Origin of the sequence: Candidatus Methanomethylophilus sp. 1R26 (genome assembly GCF_001481295.1) — an archaeon.
Classification (GTDB): domain Archaea; phylum Thermoplasmatota; class Thermoplasmata; order Methanomassiliicoccales; family Methanomethylophilaceae; genus Methanomethylophilus.
In genome coordinates this window covers 1-20,089 of the sequence record NZ_LOPS01000020.1, presented here as the reverse complement: position 1 = coordinate 20,089, position 20,089 = coordinate 1, and the positions used below count along the sequence as shown (strand labels likewise).

Here is a 20,089-nt window from a genome sequence, read left to right as displayed (position 1 = left end):
AGACAGAAGCGCCGGGCGCCCCGTGGAGGGGCGCCTGCCGGGCCCTTTTCAGAGGCCTTCGGCGATCTTGTAAGGCGTTTTGTGGAGGGCCTTATCGGCCTCTTCGGCTGTGAGGCCGGCTCCGAGTGCGATCTTGGTCGCCGCTTCGTCGTCCATGAGGTTCTCGGGCTGGTGGGTGTCGGAGTCGACCACCATCATGCACTTGGACGCCCTCGCGATACTGCACACGTGCCCGTTGGTGAAGCTGTGGCCGCTGCGCCCGGAGATCTCCAGGGCCACGCCGTTCTCCCTTGCGATGTCGGCCTCCTCCGCGGTGATGAACCCGGGATGTGCCAGCACATCGATGTCGGGGTTCTCCGCGGCCGCCCTGTCGGTGCCGGGGGCGACCGGTTCGACGATGGTCTCGCCGTGCACCACGACAATCTTCGCGCCGAAGCGGCGGGCGTCGTGCGCGACCTGGGCGATGAGCGCCGGAGGCACATGGGTGATCTCCACGCCCGGGAGGACGCGGATGTTGTAGTCCCTGTTCAGCTGCGTGGCCTTGACGAGGTTGGTCACCACCCATTCGACATTGGTCATGTCGACGTGGTCGGTGATGGCCAGGAGGTCATGTCCTAGCACTGATGCCCTCCGCACGAGCTCCGCCGGGATGAGCTCCCCGTCGCTGAAGACGGTGTGCGTATGCAGGTCCGCCCTGGGCTTCATGAATGCCTCTCCGTGAGCTCTTTATAGACAAGGCCCAGGTCCACGTCTTCCTTCACCAGGGCCACCAGGGTGTGGTAGATGAGGTCGGCCGTCTCCGACGCGATCTCCTCCTTGTCGTGGTCCCTGACCGCGAGGATGACCTCGGCGGCCTCTTCGACGATCTTCTTGCACATCTTGTTCTCGTTGGAGAAGAGCTTGCAGGTGTAGCTCTCCTCCGAGGGGTTCTCCTTCCTGTCCTTTATGGTGCGGATGAGCTCGGGCATGATGGCGGCGGTGTCGTCCGTGCTGCCCTCGACGGTGGTGAAGAAGCAGGAGGGGTGGCCGGTGTGGCAGGCGGGGCCGGTCTGGTCGACCCTGACCAGCAGGGTGTCGGCGTCGCAGTCGGCCTCGATCGATTTTATCCTCTGCACGTGGCCGGACTCCTCTCCCTTCTTCCACATCTTCTGCCTGCTGCGGCTCCAGAAGTGGGTGTAGCCTGTCTCGTACATCAGCCTCACGGCCTCCTCGTTCGAATATGCCAGCATGAGGACCTCGTTGGTCCTGTAGTCCTGCACGATGACGGGGACCAGCCCCTTGTCATCGTAATTCAGCTTCGGAATCTCCGTCATCTGACCTCTATCCCCCTCTCGCGGAGGTATTCGTGCACGTCGTCCACGGTGCATTCCCCGTAGTGGAATATGCTCGCGGCGAGCGCCGCGGAGCAGTCGGTCTCGGCGAACACCCGGTAGATGTCGTCTATGCCGCCGCATCCTCCGGAAGCGACCACGGGGACGCTCGTCTCCTCGACCACGGCCTTCGTCAGCGGGATGTCGTAGCCGTTGCGGGTCCCGTCCGCATCGATCGAGGTGAGCAGTATCTCGCCGGCGCCGCGGTCCTCGGCCTCGGCCGCCCAGGCGAGGGCGTCGATGCCGGTGGGCTCCGTGCCGCCTTTGACGAACACCTCGAACCCGGAAGAGGTGCTCCCGGTGCGCTTGGCGTCGATGGCGACGACGACGCACTGCCTCCCGAACCTCTCGGCGGATTCGGAGATGACCTCCGGTTGCGCCACGGCGGCGGAGTTCATGGAGACCTTGTCCGCTCCGGCCAGGAGGGCGTTGTGCACATCGTCGGCCGTGCGGATGCCCCCGCCGACCGTGAGGGGGACGAAGACGCGCTCCGCGGTCTCCTTCACGAGGCCGAGCGTGGTCCCGCGGGATTCCTTGGAGGCGGCGATGTCCAGGAAGGTGATCTCGTCGGCGCCCTGCCTGGAGTACCGCTCGGCGAGCTCGGGCGGGCGCCCGACCTCCTTCAGGTTGACGAACTCCGTTCCTTTGACGACCTTGCCGTCCTTCACATCGAGGCACGGGATGACCCTCTTGGCGAGCATGCTTCACACCGTCTTGACCGCGTTCTTGGTGCTCAGGAGCCTGTCGCGGGGCCTGACCGCGTTCTTGAGGCATTTGCCGAGAGCCTTGAACGTCGCCTCGATCACGTGGTGGTCGTCGAACCCCCTGAACTTCACGGTGTGCAGGGTGATCCCGGCGGACATCGCGAAACTCCTCATGAAGTGGATGTAGAGGGGATCGGGCAGGTCGGCGTCGCAGTACGGCCTGTCGACGAGGTCAATGGACACGAGGACGAGGGCGTCGTCCATGGGGAGGACGCAGGATGCCGTCCTCTCGACGGGCCCGTCGCCCAGGGCGCGCTTGAACGCCTCCCCCAGGGCGATGGCGGTGTCCTCGATCACGTGGTGGTCGTTGTCCCCGCCTGCCTCGAGGGTGAGGTTGAAGTCGGCGTACCTGGCGAGGGTCTCGCACATGTGCTTCAGGAACTGGATGTCGCATTTGACGTCGAATTCCCCTGTGCCGTCGATGCACAGCCCGACCTTCACATCGGTCTCGCGGGTGCTGCGCTCCAGGTCCGCTCTCCTTGACGTAGCCGTCATGATATCGACCGCATGATGCGCGTGTTATTTATTAAAACAGCGCGCGGGCGTCCGTCATCTGATGATGACGCTCGCGACGCCGAAGCTCTCGCGGACGGCCGATATGACGGTCCCCGGCATCTCGCCCTCGGTGATGAGGATCAGATGCGATTGGCCGTCGTCGGCGGGCTCGCTGACGACCGCCTGCTTGACGTTGATCCCGGCCTTGAAGATGATGTCCATGATGCCTGACATTATCCCCGGGACCTTCTCGTCGGTGGGGATGACCTCGATGACCGAGCATCCCAGCTCCTTCGCGACGTCCGAGAGGAGCACCATGCATCTGAGCTTGGAGTACAATGCCAGCAGCTCGGGTTCGCCCATTATCCTCTCCACGGCCGAGCGGACCACCCTGCGGTCTACCTTGGCGGCCTCGGCGACGGATGTGTCCGCCTGTCTGATATCCCCGCACCAGATGTAGCCGTCGTGAACGCTGAGCCCCTGGCTCAGCAGCAGCCTTGCGACTGCCATCTGGGAGGGATGGCGTCCGAAATACTTCTGAATACGGTCCATGAAGCCGTAGATGCGCCCATAGGATTTAAACCATCTTTTCAGTGCATTAATGAACTAATAAGTTCATTAATACGGAATCCGTAAATTTTCTTCGTTTATATTCGATTCTTTCAATCGGCAATACGAAAACAGTAACCGTATAGATTGAGCACAGCGAGGGTTTTATAAGTAAAGACTCATGCGCGCGTTCATCAGTAAGAGGGTTTCCATGGAAGCGCCCGCATCTACGAAGGAACTCAGGGACGAGGTGTCCGAGATCGACGGCAAGATCATCGACCTCATAGCCACCCGCATAGACATCACCGACGAGCTGGCGAAGGCCAAGAAGCGCAGCGGCCAGAGCTACTGGGACGATGAGAGGGAGAAGGAGATAGTCGCCAGGTACCTGGACCTCTGCAAGGAGGTCAGCCTCAACGAGGATGAAGCCGAGCAGATCGCGCATGTCATCCTGAGCATCTCCAAGGAGCGCCAGAAGAAGATCTACGACGGCGACTGAGCCGGCGCATCCGGAAGGAAGGGAGGAAATGAGCGGAAAAGTGAAGGTGGCGGTTCTAGGCGCCACGGGCATGATCGGGCAGAGGTTCGTCCAGATGCTGGAGGGCCACCCCTATTTAGAGATCGAGGGGCTCTACGCCTCCGAGAGGTCCGAGGGCAAGAGGTTCGGGGACACCCTGAAGGTCCGCGACCACGAGTACAGCCAGGAGACCCTCGACATGAAGATCTCCAAGATGGACATCAGGCACATCGCCGATTCGTGCAGGATTGCGTTCTCCGGCATACCCAGCGAGCTCGCGGGCGAGACCGAGACCCAGCTCGCGCAGAACGGAGTGGCGGTCTACACCACGCCGGGGCCCACAGGATGGACGAGCACGTGCCCATCATCGTCCCGGAGGTCAACACCGACCAGTTCGCCGCCGTGAAGGACCAGCCTACCTACAAGGACGGCGGGTACATCGTCACGAACGCCAACTGCTCCTCGACCGGCATCGTCGTGCCCCTGAAGGCCCTGAGGGACGCCTTCGGCCTCGAGCAGGTCTTCGTCTCCACTTACCAGGCCATCTCCGGCGCCGGCTATCCCGGAGTGCCGTCCCTGGACATCGTGGGCAACGTCATACCCTTCATCAACCATGAGGAGGAGAAGATGGAGTCCGAGCTCGGGAAGATGCTCGGGACGTACGGGGACGGGAAGTTCAGGTACGCCGACTTCGATGTCATCGCCAACTGCGCCAGGGTCCCTGTCGTCGACGGCCACACCGAGTCCCTCTCCCTGAAGCTCAGGGACGAGCCCTCCCTGGAGGAGGTCGCCTCGGCCCTCTCGGGCTTCCGCGGCGAGCCCCAGAAGCTGAAGCTCCCCTCGGCCCCGGTGCAGCCTGTCATCGTGAGGACCGAGGAGAACAGGCCCCAGCCCATCTACGATGTCTTCGCGGGTTCCCCGGAGAGGGCCCGCGGGATGGCCTCCACCGTCGGCAGGATAAGGAAGTCCAACGGCTACTACAAGCTCTGGGTCGTTTCGCACAACACCCTCCGCGGCGGGGCCGGCGGTTCCATCCTCAACGCCGAGTACGCCTATAAGAAGAACCTTCTCTGATCCCTTCCGGGGCCGCGGCGGAGCGGGCCTTCCTTCCCCGCTCCGGCCGTTCCCGAGGGCTACTCCAGATCATCGCGCCTGCGATGAGTTAATTAATAAAGGAAGGGATGGGCGAAGCGATATACAATGACGCTGAAGATGGCCATTCCGAACAAGGGGAGGCTCAACGAGAAGGCCGTGGAGCTCATAACCAAAGCGGGCATCAGCCTGGGGGACGACTGGGGGCGCAGGCTCAACATCAACGTCCCGGGCCTCGGGCTGGAGGTTTTCCTCATCCGTGCGCAGGACATCCCCATCTTCGTGGATTCCGGGGCCGTCGATTTCGGCATAACCGGCCAGGACGTCACCGCCGAGGCCGGCGTCAGGGTGAAGGAGATACTCGATCTCGGATACGGGAGATGCCGGCTCTCCATCGCCGCTCCCGAAGACTCCGAGATCGCGAAGAGCGGCGTCATGAAGGACGGCATCCGCGTGGCCACCTCCTTCCCGGAGCTCACCAAGAAGTTCTTCAGGTCCAAGGGGATCAAGGCCGACATAGTCTTCGTGCAGGGGGCGGCGGAGATCATGCCCATGCTGGGAGTCTCCGACTGCATCTCCGATCTTGTGGCTACCGGCAGCACCCTCAGGATGAACCGCCTCAAGGAGGTGCAGGTCATCATGGAGTCCCAGGCGTGCGTCATCGCCTCCGAGAAGGCCATGGCAGATCCTGCCAAGAGCGACAGGATCGGGGAGATCGTGGACGCTCTCCGCTCCGTCATCAGCGCCGAGGGCAAGAAGTACGTCATGGCCGATGTTCCCAGGGACAGGCTGCCCGACGCCGAGAAGATCATCCCCGGCATCGGAGGGCCCACCGTGGTGGACATCGCCGGCAAGGAAGGCTGGGTGGCCGTCCAGGCCGTCGTCGGCAACGAGAGCTGCTACCGCGTCGTCGCCGACCTCAAGAAGATCGGCGCCCGCGGCATTCTCACCATGCCCATAGAGCGGCTCGTGGACTGAGATGAGCCAGGGGGCCGAACGGCCCCCCTGCCTTCCTTTCAGAAGGTTTCAGCTGAAGAACGCGCCGGCGGTCATTCCCAGGTAGTTCTCGCCGGAGTATCCGGGGAATTCCGCCTTCATCTTCGCCGTGAACTCGGCCGCGTCCTTCGATTCCGATGCCAGCTTCTCGGTCTCCTTCAGGTAGGCGATCTTCGTCTCGGCATCCTTCCTGGTCTCAGGTACGTAGTGGGCCGAGAGGAAGGTCTCGAACCCGCGGTCCAGGTAGTCCTGCAGGTTCGCTGCCATCGCCTCTGCGGCCGCCGCGCCCGGGACGATGGAGTGGCAGTCATGGCCGAGCATGTGCATGTAGACCGTCTTGATCTCGGGGAGCTCGATCTCGAAAGCTTCGTCGTTCGGCCTGACGATCATGTCGATCCCGGCGATCTGGGTCTTGCCTGCCTTCAGGATGTTCTTCCCCAGGACTATCCCGCTGTCGAACGCATCCCCGAAGGCCTTGGTGAAGTTTCTGATCAGGGCGGCGCCTCCTCCGTTGGTGTTGTAGGAGTTGGCGGACTCGGTGGCGTAGGAGGGGACTTCCGGGAGGAAGGAGGATCCCGCCGCGTGGTAGGAGACCAGCTTCGCCTGAATGTCGATGTTCTTCTCGCGGATGTACTGCTCCAGCTCCGCGATGTTCTCCTTGAAGGGAGGGATCTCGACGACGATCCCCTTCCCGGCCTTCTCGAGGATGATGACCTCGTCATCTATGAGGTCCTTGGTCTGGTAGGCGTGGACCTTGACGTCCCCGCAGTCGATCACGATCATGGCTCCGTGCTGCATCTCAATGCTCTGGGTCTTCATTTTTCTCACCGACTTGTTTCAGTCTAATTCCTAGTATGCCTGCGAAGTATAAGTATCAATTAGAAACTATGATGTTACACAGTAACCTGCAGGTAACCTATCGGGATGCGCCGCCATGCCGCGTTCTTCATGCCTGCTCTTCTTATCATATACGCACGGACGCGCGCGCACGCAACCATTATTACGGAATGGAGTATCCAGAGTCCCGAAGGGCCGCTGACATGCGGCCGAGTGGTTACCATGGACCGCAGCATGATGAGGAAGAGCGTCCGCGGGCTCACTACCTATTATAACCCCGACGTGGGGAACGCCATCAGGATGGACACCAATGTCAACGTCCTGGGCTCCAACCCAGCGGCGGAGGCGTACATCGAGGGCCTCAGGATCAACACGAACACCTATCCGAACACCTATTCCGATGGACTGAGGGACGCCCTGGCGGACCTCTACGGCCTGAAGAGGGACAACTTCGTGGTCGGGAACGGCAGCGACGAGATGATCAACACTGCTTTCACGACCTTCGTGGAGCCCGGCGTGACCTCCGTCATCCAGCCGTACCCCTCGTACTCGCTCTACAGCTACTTCACCCAGCTGTCGTCGGGCATCATGAAGGAGGCTGAGCTGGACGAGGATTTCCAGCTGGACCCGGATGCCATGATCGGCAAAGGCGAGGACAGGAAGGGCGTCCTCATCATGCCATCACCCAACAACCCCACCGGGAACTGCTTCCGGACCAAGGACATCGAGGAGATCCTCTCGAAGCACGAGGGCATAGTAATCCTCGACGAGGCGTACAGCGAGTATGCCAGGAAGACCATGATCGACAAGGTCGACGAGTTCGACAACCTCATCGTCTGCAAGACGTTCTCCAAGGCATACGCCATGGCCGCGTTCCGCGTAGGCTACATGGCCTCCAACCTGAAGGTGGCCGACATGCTCAATTCCGTCAAGGTGCCTTACTCGCTCAACGGCATCTCCGAGGGGGCGGCCATCGCTGCCCTGAAGGACAGGTCGTTCGTCGAGCGCAGCGTCAGCATGGTCGAGGAGCAGCGCCCGAAGCTGGCCAAGAAGATGGAGACCCTCGGGTTCGAGTGCTACCCGTCCGACGCCAACTTCATCCTCGCCAGGGCCCCCATAGACCACGCCAAGCTGGTCGAGGGCATGAAGAAAAGGGGCATCCTCATCCGCGACTTCGGGACCAAGAGGAGGACCGAGAACTGCGTCCGCCCGACCGTCGGCACCGAGGAGCTGAACAAGCTCATGACCGACGCGATGGAGGATATCATCGCAGAGGAGAGCAGATGAGGATCGCTCTCGCCGACTACGGGGTCGGCAACATCCATTCCATCCGCAAAGCGCTGGAGATCGCCGGGTTCGAGGTCGAGCCCGTCACCGATATGTCGAAGCTCCTGGACGCCCCGGCGATCATGCTCCCGGGCGTAGGGGCGTTCGATGCCACCATGGAGCGCCTGCTGCCCTACAGGGACGCGATAAGGGAGAGGATGGAGGCAGGGGTCCCGGCACTGGGCATCTGCATCGGGGCCCAGATCCTCTTCCCGGGGAGCGACGAGGGGCAGGGCCCCGGCATCGGGCTCTTCCCCGGCCGCGTGAGGGCGCTGAAGTCCAAGACGGTCCCCCACATGGGGTGGAACCTGGTGAAGACCCAGGATGACCTCTTCGAGGGCCTGGAGGACCTTCATTTCTATTTCGCCCACTCCTATTACTGCGATCCTGAGGACAGGTCCGTCATCAAAGGCACCACCGAGTACGAGGGGTTCGAGTTCCCGACCGTCATGCGCACGGCCAACACTGTCGCCACCCAGTTCCATCCCGAGAAGAGCTCGGACGCGGGGGCCGCGTTCCTGAAGAACTTCGAGGCTTTCGCGGAGGACAGGGCATGATCGCCATCCCGGCCGTCGATGTCCTGGACCATAAGGTGGTCCAGCTGGTCGGAGGCGTGCCAGGAAGCCAGCAGGTGGTCCTGCCGGATATCGCCAAGACGGCGGATCACTGGGTCTCCATGGGGGCGCCCTGCCTACATCTCGTGGACCTTGATGCGGCCTTCGGGAAGCCCGACAATTCGGACGCGTTCTGCGAAGTCATCGCCTCCGCAGGCGTCCCCTGCGAGGTCGGAGGAGGCATCAGGTCGGAGTCCCAGATTGCGAAGTATCTCGACGCCGGAGCAGACCGCATCATCGTGGGGACCAAGGCCATCAAGGAACCCGAGTGGTTCGCCGAGATGGCCCGGAAGTTCCCCGGGAAGCTCATCCTCGGCATGGACACCAAGGGCGGGAAGATCTCGATCAAGGGATGGCAGGAAGAGGTCGACCTGTCCATCGACAAGGTCTTCGAGGACCTCAGGCAGCTGCCTGTCAGGGGCGTCCTGAACACCAACATCGATGTCGAGGGCCAAGGGAAGGGCGTGAACGCCGCGGCCAACGCCGAGTTCGTCCGCAAATGCCCCTGCCCGGTCATCCTCTCCGGAGGGTTCGCCTCCTATGAGGACATCAAGGCCGGAGCGGCCGCAGGCGCCGAGGCGGCCGTCATCGGGATGGCCGTCTACAAGGGCACGATGAGGCCTTGGGAATGGGAGACGCCCTGGAAGGCGTGATCCCTTCCCGACTGCCGGATTGAAAATCAAGGCGGATCGCGCCTTTTTTCTGGTTTTGTTTGGAACCGGGCAGTTCCCGCGGCAGGCCAGCGGGGGAAAGCCCCCGCAGGCCCTTAGGATATCTGGGCTTCACCTGAGCCCGTGGAACTCCTGCATGCACTTGACGCCGATGTGGTCCTCGCGGGCGACCCTGATGGCCCCGACGGCGACCTTGGCGCCGTTGATGGTGGTCATGAAGGGGATCTCCAGCTCCACGGCGAGGCGCCTCATCCTGTGGCCGTCCCTGACCGCTCCCGAATGCTGGGTCGGGGTGTTGATGACCATGTTGATGTCGCCGTCGCGCATCAGGCTGATGGCATTGGGCTTCAGGTTCTCGTTGTTCTTGAACACGGCCGTGTTCTCCACTCCGTGCTCGCGGAAGTAGGTGGAGGTTCCCTTGGTGGCGTAGATCCTGAATCCCATGTCCTTCAGGGCTCTCGCGACCTCCAGGGCCTGGGGCTTGTCCTGGTCGTTGACGGTGAAGTACACCCCGCCCTCGGTCGGGAGCTTGTTGCCGGCGGCCACCAGCGCCTTGTATGCGGCGGTGTCGAAGTCGGCATCGATGCCCATGACCTCTCCGGTGGATTTCATCTCAGGGGTGAGGATGGAGTCCACGCCCGGGAGCTTCAGGAACGGGAACACGGACGCTTGATGGCATAGTGGTCGATCGGCCTGTAGCCCTGGAGGCCCATGTCCTTCAGCTTATGGCCCAGCATGCATTTGACGCCGATCTTGGCCAGGGGGACGCCCGTGGCCTTGGAGATGAACGGTACGGTCCTGGACGCTCTGGGGTTGGCCTCGATCATCCAGATTTCGCCGCCCTTGTAGGCGAGCTGGAGGTTCATCAGGCGACGATCTTCAGCGCCAGGGCGACCTCGGTGTCGATCCTGACGATCTCCTCGATGGTCTTCTGGGGCAGGGTGAACGGCGGCAGCACCATGGTGGCGTCTCCGGAGTGGCAGCCGGCGTACTCGATATGCTCCATGATCCCGCCGATGTAGACGGTCTCGCCGTCGCAGACCGAGTCGACATCGATCTCGATGGCCTCGGTGAGGTACTTGTCGATGAGGACCGGGTGGTGCCTGGAGACCTTGACCGCGGTCTCCATGTAGGTCTTGAGCTCGTCGGCGGAGTAGACGATCTCCATCCCGCGCCCTCCCAGGACGTAGGACGGCCTGACCAGCACAGGGTAGCCGATGTCCTCGGCGATCTTCTCGGCCTCCTCGTAGGAGAACGCGGTGCCGGACTTGGGCTGCTTGATGCCGAGCTTGCGCATGAGGTCGGTGAACCTCTTCCTGTCCTCGGCGACGTCCATCTGGTCCGGCGTCGTGCCGAGGATCTTGGTGCGGGTCCCTTGAGGCCCTTCTCGACATCGATGGCCAGGTTGACCGAGGTCTGCCCTCCGTACTGGCATATCACGCCGTCGGCGTCCTCGGCCTTGATGACCTCGAGGACGTCCTCCAGCTCCAGGGGCTCGAAGTACAGCCTGTCGCTGATGTCGTAGTCGGTGGAGACGGTCTCGGGGTTGTTGTTTATCATGATGGCCTCGATGCCCTCTTCCTGCAGCGCCTTGACCGCATGCACGCAGCAGTAATCGAACTCGATCCCCTGGCCGATCCTTATGGGCCCGCCGCCGATGATGACGACGCGCTTCTTCCCGTCGGAGCTGGTCTCGGAGGACCTTCCGTTGTAGGTGCTGTAGAAGTAGGGGGTCTCGGCCGCGAACTCGGCGGCGCAGGTGTCGACCATCTTGTAGACCGGGATTATGCCGGCCTTGACCCTCTGGGACATGATGTCCCAATGCTCCTTCTTTACCAGGCGGGCGATGGTCTTGTCCGCGAAGCCCATCCTCTTGGCCGCTCTGAGCAGGTCGTCGGTGAGGGGCTCGGACTGCAGGCGCTTCTCCATGGCAACTATGTTGGCGACCTTCCTCACGAAGAACTCGTCCCAGTCGGTCTCCTTGGCGATGTCAGCGGGGGACCACCCGCGGCGGAGGGCCTCCCCGACCGCGAAGATGCGCCTGTCGGTGGCATGCCTGAACTCGTCGTGGATCTCGCTGTCGGTCATGTCGATGGGGTCCAGGCCGTCGACGCCGATCTCGAGGGACCTGAGCCCTTTCAGCAGAGCCTCCTCGAAGGTCCTGCCTATGGACATGGTCTCCCCTGTGGACTTCATCTGGGTCCCGAGGTGCCTGTCGACGGTGCGGAACTTGTCGAAAGGCCATCTGGGTATCTTGACCACGACGTAGTCGATGGTCGGCTCGAGGCCGCGAAGGTCTTGCCGGTGATGTGGTTGGGGATCTCGTCGAGGGTGTAGCCGACGGCGATCTTGGTGGAGACCCTGGCGATCGGGTACCCGGTGGCCTTGGAGGCCAGGGCGGAGGACCTCGAGACACGGGGGTTGACCTCGATGACGCGGTACTCGTGGGTCCTGGGGTTCAGGGCGAACTGGACGTTGCACCCGCCCTCGATGCCGAGGCGCGGATGATCTTCAGCGAGGCGGTCCTGAACCTCTGGTGGTCCCTGTCCGAAAGTGTGAGGCAGGGGGCGCAGACGATGGACTCCCCGGTGTGTATGCCCATCGCATCGATGTTCTCCATGTTGCAGATGATCACGCAGTTGTCCTTGGAGTCCCTCATGACCTCGTACTCGAGCTCCTTCCACCCGAGGATGCTCTCCTCGATGAGGACCTGGTGGATCCTGGAGTAGGCGAGCCCGCGGGCGCAGATCTCCTTCAGTTCCGCCTCGTTGTAGGCTATGCCGCCCCCGGTGCCTCCGAGGGTGAACGCGGGCCTGATGAGGACCGGATACTGGCCTATGACCCTGACCGCCTCGAGGGCCTCCTCGAGGGAGTTGGCGGGCCTCGATTTCGGCACGGGCTCGCCGATCTTCTCCATGGTCTCCTTGAACAGCTCCCTGTCCTCGGACCTCTCGATCGCATCGGGCTGGGTGCCGACCAGCTCGGCGCCGAACTTCTTGAGGTAGCCTTTCTCGGCGAGTTCGGAGCTGATGTTGAGGGCGGTCTGCCCGCCCATGCCCGAGACGACGCCGTCCACGCCCTCCTTCTCGATGATCTTCGCGACGATGTCCGCCTGCAGGGGCTCGATGTACACGCGGTCGGCGGTCTCGGGGTCCGTCTGTATGGTGGCGGGGTTCGAGTTGACGAGGACGGTCTTGTAGCCTTCCTCCCTGAGCGAGCGGCAGGCCTGGGACCCAGAGAAATCGAACTCGGCGGCCTGCCCGATGACGATCGGACCGGAACCGATCACCAGGAGCTTCTTGTAATCCTTCCTCACAGGCGTCCCTCCCTGACCACGGAGGCGAAGCGATCGAAGAGGAAGGTCGTGTCCCAGGGGCCCGGAGAGGCCTCGGGGTGGTACTGGCACGTGAATATGGGGAGGTCCTTGTGCCTCATCCCCTCCACCGTGCGGTCGTTGACATTGAACTGGTCCGCAATCAGGCCGGTCCCCGCCAGGGAGGCCTCGTCGACCGCGAAGTTGTGGTTCTGGCTGGTGATGTACACCCTTCCGTCGTACATGACGGGCTGGTTGCATCCGTGGTGGCCGAACTTGAGCTTGTACGTCTTCGCGCCGAGCGCCAGGGCGGTTATCTGGTTCCCGAAGCAGATCCCGAACAGCGGGAGCTGAGTGGACAGGTCGCTGACCGTCCTCGCGGTGTGCTTGAGGATCATCGGCTGCGAGGGGTCGCCCGGACCGTTGGATATGAGGACGCCTTTCACCCCGCTCTCCGTAATCACGTCGGCCGGCGTGTCGTACGGGAACATTATGACATTGAAGCGGGCGCGGAGGTTCTTGAGGATGCTTCCCTTCTCGCCCAGGTCGATCATGCCGACGGTGAGGTCCTTTCCGCCGTCGAAGCGCTCTATCTCCCTGCAGCCGACCTCGGCTACCAGGTTGGCCTCGGATGGCATAGGGGCCTGCCTGAGCTTCTCCGCGAGGCCGGGGACCTCGTCCGGATCCGAAGTGATCTTGCCTTTGAGGGTCCCGTGCTGCCTGATCCTGATGACGAGGTCACGGGTGTCGATGCCGGAGATCCCGGGGACCTTGTTGTCCCTGAGGAACTCGTCGAGGGTCTTCCCCCCGTACATGTCCGAAGGCTCGCGGCAGTACTCGCTGACCGCCAGGGCCCTGACGTGGACCCTGTCCGACTCGTTGAAGGCGTCGTTGATGCCGTAGTTCCCGATTAGAGGGAACGTGAGCACGAGAATCTGACCCTGGTAGGAGGGGTCGGTGAGGCTTTCCTGATAACCGTTCATTCCTGTTGCGAAAACGACCTCGCCGAAAGCGTCGGAGGGGTATCCGAAGGCCTCGCCTTCGTACACTGCTCCGTCCTCGAGGACCAGATAATTCTTTGCCATCGAGAATAAATCACAGTCGGAAAACCTATTTAATCCAAGGGGGCGGCGTCTGACAAGCCTTCGAAGGCGTTGTCTGATAATGGACAAAATTGAATGGTTAGAACTCCTATGTAAATCCGAATCAGCCGTTATCCCATTTCGGACACAGGAGTAAAAGCAGGGCCGGGGCATGCGCTTAACGCACGTATGTTTCATAATTTTCTATAATCCCTATAAAGGGCAGGAAGGCGGGGATTGGAGGCCCGGCGGCATCATCGCAGGATGCAGGATGAAGAGCGGATCGGAAAAATGCGAAAAATGGAAAAGCGGGGCCCGGAGGCCCCAGGATGGTTTTCTCACCGATCAGTCGGTGATGGCCTCAGAGGGGCAGGCATCGACGCAGGCGCCGCAGTCGACGCACTTGTCGGCGTCGACGACAGCAACATCCTCGATGGTGATGGCCCCGTTCGGGCAAGCGTCGGCGCAGGCGCCGCACGCGACACAGCTGTCAGCGTTGACTTTTGCAGCCATCTCATTCACTCCGTGATGGCCTCAGAGGGGCATGCATCGATGCAGGCTCCGCAGTCAACGCACTTGTCGGCATCGATCTGGGCGATGTCTCCGACGGTGATGGCTTCGTTGGGGCAAGCGTCGGCGCAGGCACCGCACGCAACACAGTTGTCAGCTACGATTGTAGGCATGTTTAATGAAATCCCAGGACATGGTATAAAGGCATGATGGGTGTTGAATGGGCCCTAATTTAGGCTCATTTAAACACTATTTAACCGATTCGGTACGATGGGTCTGTTTTAACCAGACCGAAAACGCCGCCGCTCGGACCTGCCAAGGTTAATCATGTACCCTGCGATAGGGGAGCCCATGCGCATACTCGGAAAGGACGCGGGACAGGGGGAAGTGAAGGTCCTTCCCGAGACCGATGACGATATCTGGCATCTCTATAACATCATCAGGACCGGGGACCTCGTGACCGCGTCCACCGTCCGCAGGGACGAGAAATCGGACGACAAGCTCCGTGCGGAGAGGGCGGAGAAGAAGAGGATGACCCTGGGCGTGCGCGTCGAGAAGATCGAGTATGACGGGGACGGGCTCAGGATGCGCCTTCTCGGGGTCATCGAGGAGGGCCCTCAGGACATAGGGCAGCATCACACTCTGATGATCGAGCCCGGCGAGCCGCTCCGTATCAGGAAGGCACATTGGAAGACCACCGACATGGAGAGGCTGGAGAAGGCCGCCAAGGACACCGTCAAGCCAAGGATCGTTTTCGTCTCCCTTGATCAGGACGAGGCCACGGTCGCCGTCCTCAGGCAGTCCGGCCTGAAGGAGATCGTGACCGTACGCTCCATGCGCTCCGGCAAGCAGTACGATGAGAAAGGGAAGCCCTTCGACTACCACGGAGAGATCATCTCCAAGCTGAGCGCCGTGGCGACGCCCGACATGCCGCTGGTCCTCCTGGGCCCCGGCTTCGAGAAGGAACTCCTCGCCGACGATATCAAGAAGCTCCCCAAGGGGACCTTCGGTCAGCTGTACGTGCAGCATACGGGGCAGAGCGGGATGGTCGGGGTCAACGAGCTCATCCGCGGAGGGATGGGCGCCCAGATCCTGCGCGATTCGAGCGTGGGAGTCGAGATGGAGGCCGTGGAGCAATTAATGGCAGGGATATCGAAGGGGAAGCTCGCCGCGTACGGGCCTTCGGAGGTCGCAGCGGCCGCATCGGCGGGGGCTGTCGAGACCCTGCTGGTCCTGGATTCCGTCCTGCGCGAGAAGGACCTTGACGGAGTCGTGCGCGATGTGGAGTCCCAGAAGGGAAAGGTCATCGTCGTCTCGGAGGAGCATGAGGGCGGCCGGCAGCTTGCGGCCCTCGGCGGCATCGGGGCGCTCCTGCGCTACGACCTGCAGCCTCAATAAAGTCCATTCTGCGGCCTCCGGAGAACGTTTCCGTTCATCGATTTCTGTTGGATGGCATTGGATGTTTCGTGAACACCATATTTAAACTATTTCTATAACATTTTCATTTCTGTGCCATCATTTATAAATTTTTCTACAAACGATAAGTGATATTTATATAACGCATTCATCGGTCTTCGCGCCCAATGGCGTGTACGCACTGTCTGGCGCTGTACCGCCTACGGGGGTAAAATATGACTGAAAATCAGGCTGCGTCCGGTGCATCTTCCGGCGATACGCTCGTGCGCAGCATCGACTGGAAACAGGGGCTCATCATAGCCATGGGCATCCCGATCCTCATCGTGCCGTCGCTCGCGGACCTGTCGGAGACTCTCTGGGCCATGAGCATCATCCTCTGGGTCCTCTCGGTCCTTTCCGGGTTCCTGCTGAACATCCCGCTCGGGGAGCTCTGCGCCACGTTCGGCGTGGCGGGGATCGGCGGATCAATCCAGTATGTGTTCGAGGATGATGAGAAATACAAGAGCAGCAAGATCAACTGGGGCCGCCTGGTCGGTTCATTGGGCGCATGGGCGTATTTCGACACCTGGGTGCCTGTCATCCCCATCTTCACCATAATGACCGGAGTCTACATCAACGATTATTTCGACCTGGGATTCGAAGGCGTCTCGAGCACGCTGTTCTACCTTCTCCTCGGCGTCCTGATCTACGGTTTCATCATCATCTCCGGAAGGAAAGGGCTCGAGGGAGGAGCGAAGACCCAGCTCATCCTCGCGGCCATCACCATCGTGCCCATCCTGGTCATCTGCATCGCCCCTATCTTCACGGGCGACTTCCATCTCGGGACCATCACCGACGAGATGGTGCCTGACGGATGGAAATGGGACGGCAACGACATGCTGATGATCCTGGGATGCTTCACCGTCGCCCAGTGGTCCGCCGTCGGATGGGAGTCCGCCGCCACCTACGGGGCGGAGTACAAGGAGCCCAGCAGGGACGTGCCGAAGGCGCTCTTCTCCTGCGGCCTCATGTGCCTCGCGATGTACTTCATCATCTCGTTCTGCATGTACGGGGCCCTCGGATACTCCGAGATCCACGAGAACGGGGCCTCCACTCTCATCCCTGTGGCCAAGTACGGCTTCGGCGACACCGGCGGCGCCGTCGCTGTCGTCTTGCTCATCGCAGGCATGGTCATGATCATCCAGACCGCGTTCCTGGGGACTGCCAGGACCATTCAGATCATGGCCCGCGAGGGGAACTTCCCGCACATCTTCTCGCGCACCAACATCTACGGCGTCCCGATGTACGCCATGTACTTCGAGGCGTTCATCGGCTTCGTGGTCATACTGGCACAGATCACTTCCTCGCAGATCCTTGCCGTCTCCGCGCTCGGATTCGCCATCGCCCTCGCCATGTGCATGATGGCGTTCATCAAATCCAGGCGCGACCCCAGGTTCAAGGACGTCAAGAGGATCTACCGCGCTCCGAAGTGGGCCCTGGCCGGTGCTTGGTTCATGTGCCTCTTCGAGATCTTCTTCATGATCCCGGGGCTCCTGTACTATGTGTACAAGGGCATGGGCTTCGGATACGACATCGTCGCATCGCCGTCACCTTCCTCTACGTGCCCTGCTGGATCTTCATCCAGTGGTGGAACACCCAGGCCCATCCCTCCATGAGGCCCGGGGTCAGGTTCGAGAAGGAGGGCAACCCCTACCCGAAGCTGCTGACGCCGTTCGCGATCGCAGGGATCGCCATAGCGATCTGCTCCTTCCTGGCGTCGTGGATCACCTTCAGCGGGTCCGACATGCTCCTCCACGGGTACGCGCACCACCTGTACAGCGGGACGATGCTGCTCACTGCCGACGGGCCGGACGGAGCACAGGCCTTCTTCCCTGCCGCCGTCCTCGTTCTGGGCATCATCGCCCTCGCGGCCGAGATCTGGAACTTCACCATCTCCGGACGTTCCTCCAAGGCAGCGGTCTCCGCTGCCTTTGCACGTCGGCGCTGGCGTTCGTCCTCTCCGTCGCGTTCCTCTTCTGGAACCCCGACGGGGCATCTGCGGCCGACGGGGCGTACTTCGCCGCCGCCGGGTCCCTCATTGCCGCCGTCTTCGCTGCCCTGCAGACCGCCGGCGCCTTCGGGCGCCTGCGCATCGGCAGGAGCGGCAGCGCGGAGCCTGGATCTGCATGAGGAGGGAGGGGGACCTCCCCCTCCTTCCCTGAACGTTTTACGACATGTTGTGTGCCGTGTTTCTCATCTGTGTCTGTTTTTACACATAGTCCGCTGGCCTCTGCAATATATTTAAGAACGAAGCGAAGATAGGCATGGGTGTTATACAGCAGGCGGATGGGGTACCTGTCGAGGTAACATCAATACAAGGGTTGATGCTATGAAATCATACAACGAGGTCAAGAGGCTCCTCTCCAAAGATGATGTCGTCGTCTGCGACACCACCCTCAGGGACGGAGAGCAGACCGCAGGCATCGTCTTCTCCAACCTGGAGAAGTACAGGATCGCCCAGCTTCTCGATGACGCCGGTGTACAGCAGATCGAGTCCGGCATCCCGACCATGGGAGCGGACGAGAAGGTCGCGGTCAGGCACATAGCCCACATGGGGCTCAACGCTTCCATCCTTGGATGGAACAGGGCCGATGTTCACGATATCGAGACCAGCATCGACTGCGACGTCGATTCCGTCGCCATCTCCATGTCCGCTTCCGACATCCACATCCAGCACAAGCTGAAGAAGGACAGGCAGTGGGTCCTGGACAAGATCACCGAGTCCGTCGAGTTCGCCAAGGAGCACGGCCTCTACGTCTCCTGCAACGGCGAGGACGCCTCCCGCGCCGACATGGACTTCCTCATTCAGTTCGTCAAGACCGCCAAGGATGCCGGTGCGGACAGATTCCGCTACTGCGACACCATCGGAAGGGAGATACCCAGCAACTGCTACGAGAGGATCAGGAAGATACGCGAGGCCACCGGCATGGAGGTCGAGATGCACACCCACAACGACTTCGGCATGGCCACCGCCAACGCCGTCGCCGGCGTCCAGGCCGGGGCCAGGTTCCTCAGCGTGACCTCCATGGGCATCGGCGAGCGCAGCGGCAACGCCCCGCTCGAGGAGGCCGTCATGTCCTGCCAGCTCCTGCTCGGCAAGAAGACCGGCATCGTCCCCATCAAGCTGAAGCCGCTGGCCGAGTTCGTCTCCCGCGCCTCCGGCAGGGAGATAACCCCCGGGAAGCCGTTCCTCGGCAGCAACTGCTTCGCGCATGAGGCAGGCATCCACGCCGACGGCATCATCAAGGATGCCCACAACTACGAGCCCTACGACCCGGCCATCATGGGCCTCGAGAGGAAGATCGTCATCGGGAAGCACTCCGGCACCCACACGCTCATCAACGACCTCTCCAAGAGGGGCGTCGACATCTCCAAGGAAGATGCCGTCAAACTCCTGGAGATGGTCAGGAAGGCATCTGTCGGCCTGCACCGCAGCCTCACCTCTGACGAGCTCTACGACCTCTACAAGGACCTTAAGAACGGGCAGGACCCGTTCGAGACCCTCTGAAACCTTCAGGCCGGGCGGCGGGGGATCATCCCCGCCGCCCTTGACGCCCGGCCGTTCCCGGAGCATCGGCTCCGGGCTCTTTTTCTGCATTATTTTATAAAACGGACCTGTAAACGGATCCCGCAGCCGTCCGGCGGTTCATTTGGATCCTTTGCGGGCGGTGATGAAGTAGGTGTACGGCAGCCATTCGACGGTGCCGTCCTCCCTGGTGAGCTTGATGCTCTCCCAGACGTCGGCGGAGACCTCGGGCGCCCGAGCCCCAGCAGCACCGAGATGTCCCAGGCGGGCCGCCTCTGGCTGCTCATGTACAGTTTCCGGCGGAAGCCCTCCTCGTCGGTGTTGACGGTGTTCCCGTTGCACCTGTAGAGGTAATCCGCGTTCTGCTGCTCCGCGAGCATGTAGTCCGGGTCGTTGAATTTGAGATAATAGTTCCCGTCGAAGACATCATGGTCCCTCCGGGGCGGAGAGCCTTCATCCAGCTGGCATACGCTTTCCTGGGCTCCGTGAAGTGCCAGGTGACCTTGCGGGACACGATGAGGTCGAACGTCCCCTCCGGGAAGTCCAGGTCCTGGGCGTCCTCTATCTTCCTGAGGTCGATGTCCGCGCCGGCCTCGGCGAAGTTGCGGCGGGCCTGTGCCAGGATGCCGTCGGAGTTGTCCACCGCGGTCATCTCGCAGCCCAGCCGGGCCAGGAATATGGAGAGGAACCCGCCGCCGACGCCGATCTCCAGGGCCTTCAGGTGTTTCCCCCGGCAGAGCTCCCTCAGCCTGCAGTAGTACAGCGAGGACTCTTCCCTCGCGCGGTGCTCCTCGGCGAAATCGGATATCTTCGGGGCTGCGACGTCATAACCGGCTCTGATCCTGTCGACGATCTCGGACCTGCTCTCCATCGTGCAGTAATCAGAGATGCAGTAATAAAAAGTTTCGAATGATTGTTATCAGAAGCATACGCTTCCTGAATGATGATATAAAAAAGGAAGTTGGGGACCTC

The 20,089-nt window shown here is 61.6% G+C and carries 22 protein-coding genes and 1 pseudogene; 10 read left to right on the top strand and 13 right to left on the bottom strand.

Translation table 11 applies throughout. The features are described 5' to 3' along the window. Window positions 1-48: 48 nt before the first annotated feature. The 5 genes from AUQ37_RS04600 to AUQ37_RS04580 are packed head-to-tail and all read right to left on the bottom strand — an operon-like array spanning window position 49 to window position 3,181. Window positions 49-705 carry a histidinol phosphate phosphatase domain-containing protein gene (locus AUQ37_RS04600; RefSeq protein WP_058747603.1) on the bottom strand — a complete coding sequence of 219 codons (657 nt, stop codon included), beginning with the start codon at window positions 703-705 and terminating at the stop codon, window positions 49-51. Next, the gene (gene hisIE / locus AUQ37_RS04595) at window positions 702-1,313 is read right to left on the bottom strand and encodes a bifunctional phosphoribosyl-AMP cyclohydrolase/phosphoribosyl-ATP diphosphatase HisIE (RefSeq protein ID WP_058747602.1); all 612 of its coding nucleotides are present in this window, start codon (window positions 1,311-1,313) and stop codon (window positions 702-704) included. Before hisIE ends, AUQ37_RS04600 begins: the two co-directional genes overlap by 4 nt. Continuing rightward, window positions 1,310-2,071 (bottom strand): imidazole glycerol phosphate synthase subunit HisF, encoded by a 762-nt coding sequence (gene hisF / locus AUQ37_RS04590; protein ID WP_058747601.1) that lies wholly within the window; start codon window positions 2,069-2,071, stop codon window positions 1,310-1,312. The genes hisIE and hisF overlap by 4 nt, the downstream gene beginning before the upstream one ends. Before the next feature lie 3 nt (window positions 2,072-2,074). After that, the gene (locus AUQ37_RS04585; protein WP_058747600.1) at window positions 2,075-2,629 is read right to left on the bottom strand and encodes an imidazoleglycerol-phosphate dehydratase; all 555 of its coding nucleotides are present in this window, start codon (window positions 2,627-2,629) and stop codon (window positions 2,075-2,077) included. 54 nt (window positions 2,630-2,683) lie between these two features. Continuing rightward, window positions 2,684-3,181 carry a hypothetical protein gene (locus tag AUQ37_RS04580; protein WP_058747599.1) on the bottom strand — a complete coding sequence of 166 codons (498 nt, stop codon included), beginning with the start codon at window positions 3,179-3,181 and terminating at the stop codon, window positions 2,684-2,686. 178 nt (window positions 3,182-3,359) lie between these two features. On the opposite strand from AUQ37_RS04580, the gene AUQ37_RS04575 reads away from it, so the two are divergent. From AUQ37_RS04575 to hisG, 4 genes are all read left to right on the top strand, one after another. Then, complete coding sequence (locus tag AUQ37_RS04575; RefSeq protein ID WP_235584926.1) at window positions 3,360-3,677, top strand: chorismate mutase; 318 nt, start codon at window positions 3,360-3,362, stop codon at window positions 3,675-3,677. A 28-nt stretch (window positions 3,678-3,705) separates the two neighbouring features. Then, window positions 3,706-4,101, top strand: coding sequence for a hypothetical protein (locus AUQ37_RS12285; protein WP_235584925.1), 396 nt, complete (start codon window positions 3,706-3,708; stop codon window positions 4,099-4,101). Then, window positions 4,041-4,769: an aspartate-semialdehyde dehydrogenase gene (locus AUQ37_RS04570; protein WP_235584924.1), complete on the top strand. Its 729-nt coding sequence runs from the start codon at window positions 4,041-4,043 to the stop codon at window positions 4,767-4,769. Before AUQ37_RS12285 ends, AUQ37_RS04570 begins: the two co-directional genes overlap by 61 nt. A gap of 126 nt (window positions 4,770-4,895) precedes the next feature. After that, complete coding sequence (gene hisG / locus AUQ37_RS04565) at window positions 4,896-5,765, top strand: ATP phosphoribosyltransferase (protein WP_058747598.1); 870 nt, start codon at window positions 4,896-4,898, stop codon at window positions 5,763-5,765. Window positions 5,766-5,813: 48 nt separating this feature from the next. On the opposite strand, the gene AUQ37_RS04560 is transcribed toward hisG, so the two are convergent. Then, window positions 5,814-6,602, bottom strand: coding sequence for a hypothetical protein (locus AUQ37_RS04560; protein WP_058747597.1), 789 nt, complete (start codon window positions 6,600-6,602; stop codon window positions 5,814-5,816). 240 nt (window positions 6,603-6,842) lie between these two features. Here AUQ37_RS04560 and hisC point away from each other — a divergent pair, with 240 nt between their 5' ends. From hisC to AUQ37_RS04545, 3 genes are read left to right on the top strand one after another with little or no spacing between them, the layout of a single operon-like run. Continuing rightward, a complete protein-coding gene (gene hisC / locus AUQ37_RS04555; RefSeq protein WP_058747620.1) occupies window positions 6,843-7,907 on the top strand; it encodes a histidinol-phosphate transaminase in 1,065 nt (354 codons plus the stop codon). Next, complete coding sequence (gene hisH / locus AUQ37_RS04550; RefSeq protein ID WP_058747596.1) at window positions 7,904-8,503, top strand: imidazole glycerol phosphate synthase subunit HisH; 600 nt, start codon at window positions 7,904-7,906, stop codon at window positions 8,501-8,503. Before hisC ends, hisH begins: the two co-directional genes overlap by 4 nt. After that, complete coding sequence (locus AUQ37_RS04545) at window positions 8,500-9,213, top strand: HisA/HisF-related TIM barrel protein (RefSeq protein WP_058747595.1); 714 nt, start codon at window positions 8,500-8,502, stop codon at window positions 9,211-9,213. Before hisH ends, AUQ37_RS04545 begins: the two co-directional genes overlap by 4 nt. A gap of 129 nt (window positions 9,214-9,342) precedes the next feature. Here the strand turns inward: AUQ37_RS04545 and carB are convergent. The 4 genes and pseudogenes from carB to AUQ37_RS04525 form a co-directional block, all read right to left on the bottom strand. Further along, a pseudogene (gene carB, locus AUQ37_RS13555) lies at window positions 9,343-12,547 on the bottom strand (carbamoyl-phosphate synthase large subunit). Beyond that, window positions 12,544-13,629 carry a glutamine-hydrolyzing carbamoyl-phosphate synthase small subunit gene (gene carA / locus AUQ37_RS04535; protein WP_058747594.1) on the bottom strand — a complete coding sequence of 362 codons (1,086 nt, stop codon included), beginning with the start codon at window positions 13,627-13,629 and terminating at the stop codon, window positions 12,544-12,546. The pseudogene carB and the gene carA overlap by 4 nt, the downstream one beginning before the upstream one ends. 342 nt (window positions 13,630-13,971) lie before the next feature. Then, a complete protein-coding gene (locus AUQ37_RS04530) occupies window positions 13,972-14,139 on the bottom strand; it encodes a DUF362 domain-containing protein (RefSeq protein WP_058747619.1) in 168 nt (55 codons plus the stop codon). A 5-nt stretch (window positions 14,140-14,144) separates the two neighbouring features. Then, window positions 14,145-14,309 carry a DUF362 domain-containing protein gene (locus tag AUQ37_RS04525; RefSeq protein WP_058747593.1) on the bottom strand — a complete coding sequence of 55 codons (165 nt, stop codon included), beginning with the start codon at window positions 14,307-14,309 and terminating at the stop codon, window positions 14,145-14,147. A 154-nt stretch (window positions 14,310-14,463) separates the two neighbouring features. Between AUQ37_RS04525 and AUQ37_RS04520 the strand changes: the two genes are divergently transcribed. Both AUQ37_RS04520 and AUQ37_RS04515 read left to right on the top strand, forming a co-directional pair. Continuing rightward, window positions 14,464-15,534: an mRNA surveillance protein pelota gene (locus AUQ37_RS04520; protein WP_058747592.1), complete on the top strand. Its 1,071-nt coding sequence runs from the start codon at window positions 14,464-14,466 to the stop codon at window positions 15,532-15,534. A gap of 233 nt (window positions 15,535-15,767) precedes the next feature. Beyond that, window positions 15,768-17,207: an APC family permease gene (locus AUQ37_RS04515; protein ID WP_201013750.1), complete on the top strand. Its 1,440-nt coding sequence runs from the start codon at window positions 15,768-15,770 to the stop codon at window positions 17,205-17,207. A 34-nt stretch (window positions 17,208-17,241) separates the two neighbouring features. Here AUQ37_RS04515 and AUQ37_RS10990 read toward each other — a convergent pair whose 3' ends face one another. Together AUQ37_RS10990 and AUQ37_RS10985 are read right to left on the bottom strand one after the other, a co-directional pair. Then, window positions 17,242-17,484, bottom strand: coding sequence for a hypothetical protein (locus tag AUQ37_RS10990; RefSeq protein WP_058747590.1), 243 nt, complete (start codon window positions 17,482-17,484; stop codon window positions 17,242-17,244). Beyond that, window positions 17,478-17,684 (bottom strand): hypothetical protein, encoded by a 207-nt coding sequence (locus AUQ37_RS10985; RefSeq protein ID WP_058747589.1) that lies wholly within the window; start codon window positions 17,682-17,684, stop codon window positions 17,478-17,480. Before AUQ37_RS10985 ends, AUQ37_RS10990 begins: the two co-directional genes overlap by 7 nt. Window positions 17,685-17,920: 236 nt before the next feature. On the opposite strand from AUQ37_RS10985, the gene nifV reads away from it, so the two are divergent. Next, window positions 17,921-19,099: a homocitrate synthase gene (nifV, locus tag AUQ37_RS04500; protein ID WP_058747588.1), complete on the top strand. Its 1,179-nt coding sequence runs from the start codon at window positions 17,921-17,923 to the stop codon at window positions 19,097-19,099. A gap of 301 nt (window positions 19,100-19,400) precedes the next feature. On the opposite strand, the gene AUQ37_RS04495 is transcribed toward nifV, so the two are convergent. Beyond that, the gene (locus AUQ37_RS04495; protein ID WP_058747587.1) at window positions 19,401-19,988 is read right to left on the bottom strand and encodes a class I SAM-dependent methyltransferase; all 588 of its coding nucleotides are present in this window, start codon (window positions 19,986-19,988) and stop codon (window positions 19,401-19,403) included. Window positions 19,989-20,089 lie beyond the last annotated feature (101 nt).

Coding starts and splice junctions, on each gene's coding strand:
- AUQ37_RS04545 (WP_058747595.1), top strand. CDS start 8,500: ATGATCGCCATCCCGGCCGTCGATGTCCTGGACCATAAGGTGGTCCAG.
- hisIE (WP_058747602.1), bottom strand. CDS start 1,313: ATGACGGAGATTCCGAAGCTGAATTACGATGACAAGGGGCTGGTCCCC.
- AUQ37_RS04530 (WP_058747619.1), bottom strand. CDS start 14,139: ATGGCTGCAAAAGTCAACGCTGACAGCTGTGTCGCGTGCGGCGCCTGC.
- AUQ37_RS04570 (WP_235584924.1), top strand. CDS start 4,041: ATGGACGAGCACGTGCCCATCATCGTCCCGGAGGTCAACACCGACCAG.
- AUQ37_RS10985 (WP_058747589.1), bottom strand. CDS start 17,684: ATGCGCAGGCGCCCGAAGGCGCCGGCGGTCTGCAGGGCAGCGAAGACG.
- AUQ37_RS04585 (WP_058747600.1), bottom strand. CDS start 2,629: ATGACGGCTACGTCAAGGAGAGCGGACCTGGAGCGCAGCACCCGCGAG.
- AUQ37_RS10990 (WP_058747590.1), bottom strand. CDS start 17,484: ATGGTGAAGTTCCAGATCTCGGCCGCGAGGGCGATGATGCCCAGAACG.
- hisF (WP_058747601.1), bottom strand. CDS start 2,071: ATGCTCGCCAAGAGGGTCATCCCGTGCCTCGATGTGAAGGACGGCAAG.
- AUQ37_RS04520 (WP_058747592.1), top strand. CDS start 14,464: ATGTACCCTGCGATAGGGGAGCCCATGCGCATACTCGGAAAGGACGCG.
- AUQ37_RS12285 (WP_235584925.1), top strand. CDS start 3,706: ATGAGCGGAAAAGTGAAGGTGGCGGTTCTAGGCGCCACGGGCATGATC.
- carA (WP_058747594.1), bottom strand. CDS start 13,629: ATGGCAAAGAATTATCTGGTCCTCGAGGACGGAGCAGTGTACGAAGGC.
- hisG (WP_058747598.1), top strand. CDS start 4,896: ATGACGCTGAAGATGGCCATTCCGAACAAGGGGAGGCTCAACGAGAAG.
- AUQ37_RS04495 (WP_058747587.1), bottom strand. CDS start 19,988: ATGGAGAGCAGGTCCGAGATCGTCGACAGGATCAGAGCCGGTTATGAC.
- AUQ37_RS04575 (WP_235584926.1), top strand. CDS start 3,360: ATGCGCGCGTTCATCAGTAAGAGGGTTTCCATGGAAGCGCCCGCATCT.
- AUQ37_RS04600 (WP_058747603.1), bottom strand. CDS start 705: ATGAAGCCCAGGGCGGACCTGCATACGCACACCGTCTTCAGCGACGGG.
- AUQ37_RS04560 (WP_058747597.1), bottom strand. CDS start 6,602: ATGAAGACCCAGAGCATTGAGATGCAGCACGGAGCCATGATCGTGATC.
- nifV (WP_058747588.1), top strand. CDS start 17,921: ATGAAATCATACAACGAGGTCAAGAGGCTCCTCTCCAAAGATGATGTC.
- AUQ37_RS04580 (WP_058747599.1), bottom strand. CDS start 3,181: ATGGACCGTATTCAGAAGTATTTCGGACGCCATCCCTCCCAGATGGCA.
- hisH (WP_058747596.1), top strand. CDS start 7,904: ATGAGGATCGCTCTCGCCGACTACGGGGTCGGCAACATCCATTCCATC.
- AUQ37_RS04515 (WP_201013750.1), top strand. CDS start 15,768: ATGACTGAAAATCAGGCTGCGTCCGGTGCATCTTCCGGCGATACGCTC.
- hisC (WP_058747620.1), top strand. CDS start 6,843: ATGGACCGCAGCATGATGAGGAAGAGCGTCCGCGGGCTCACTACCTAT.
- AUQ37_RS04525 (WP_058747593.1), bottom strand. CDS start 14,309: ATGCCTACAATCGTAGCTGACAACTGTGTTGCGTGCGGTGCCTGCGCC.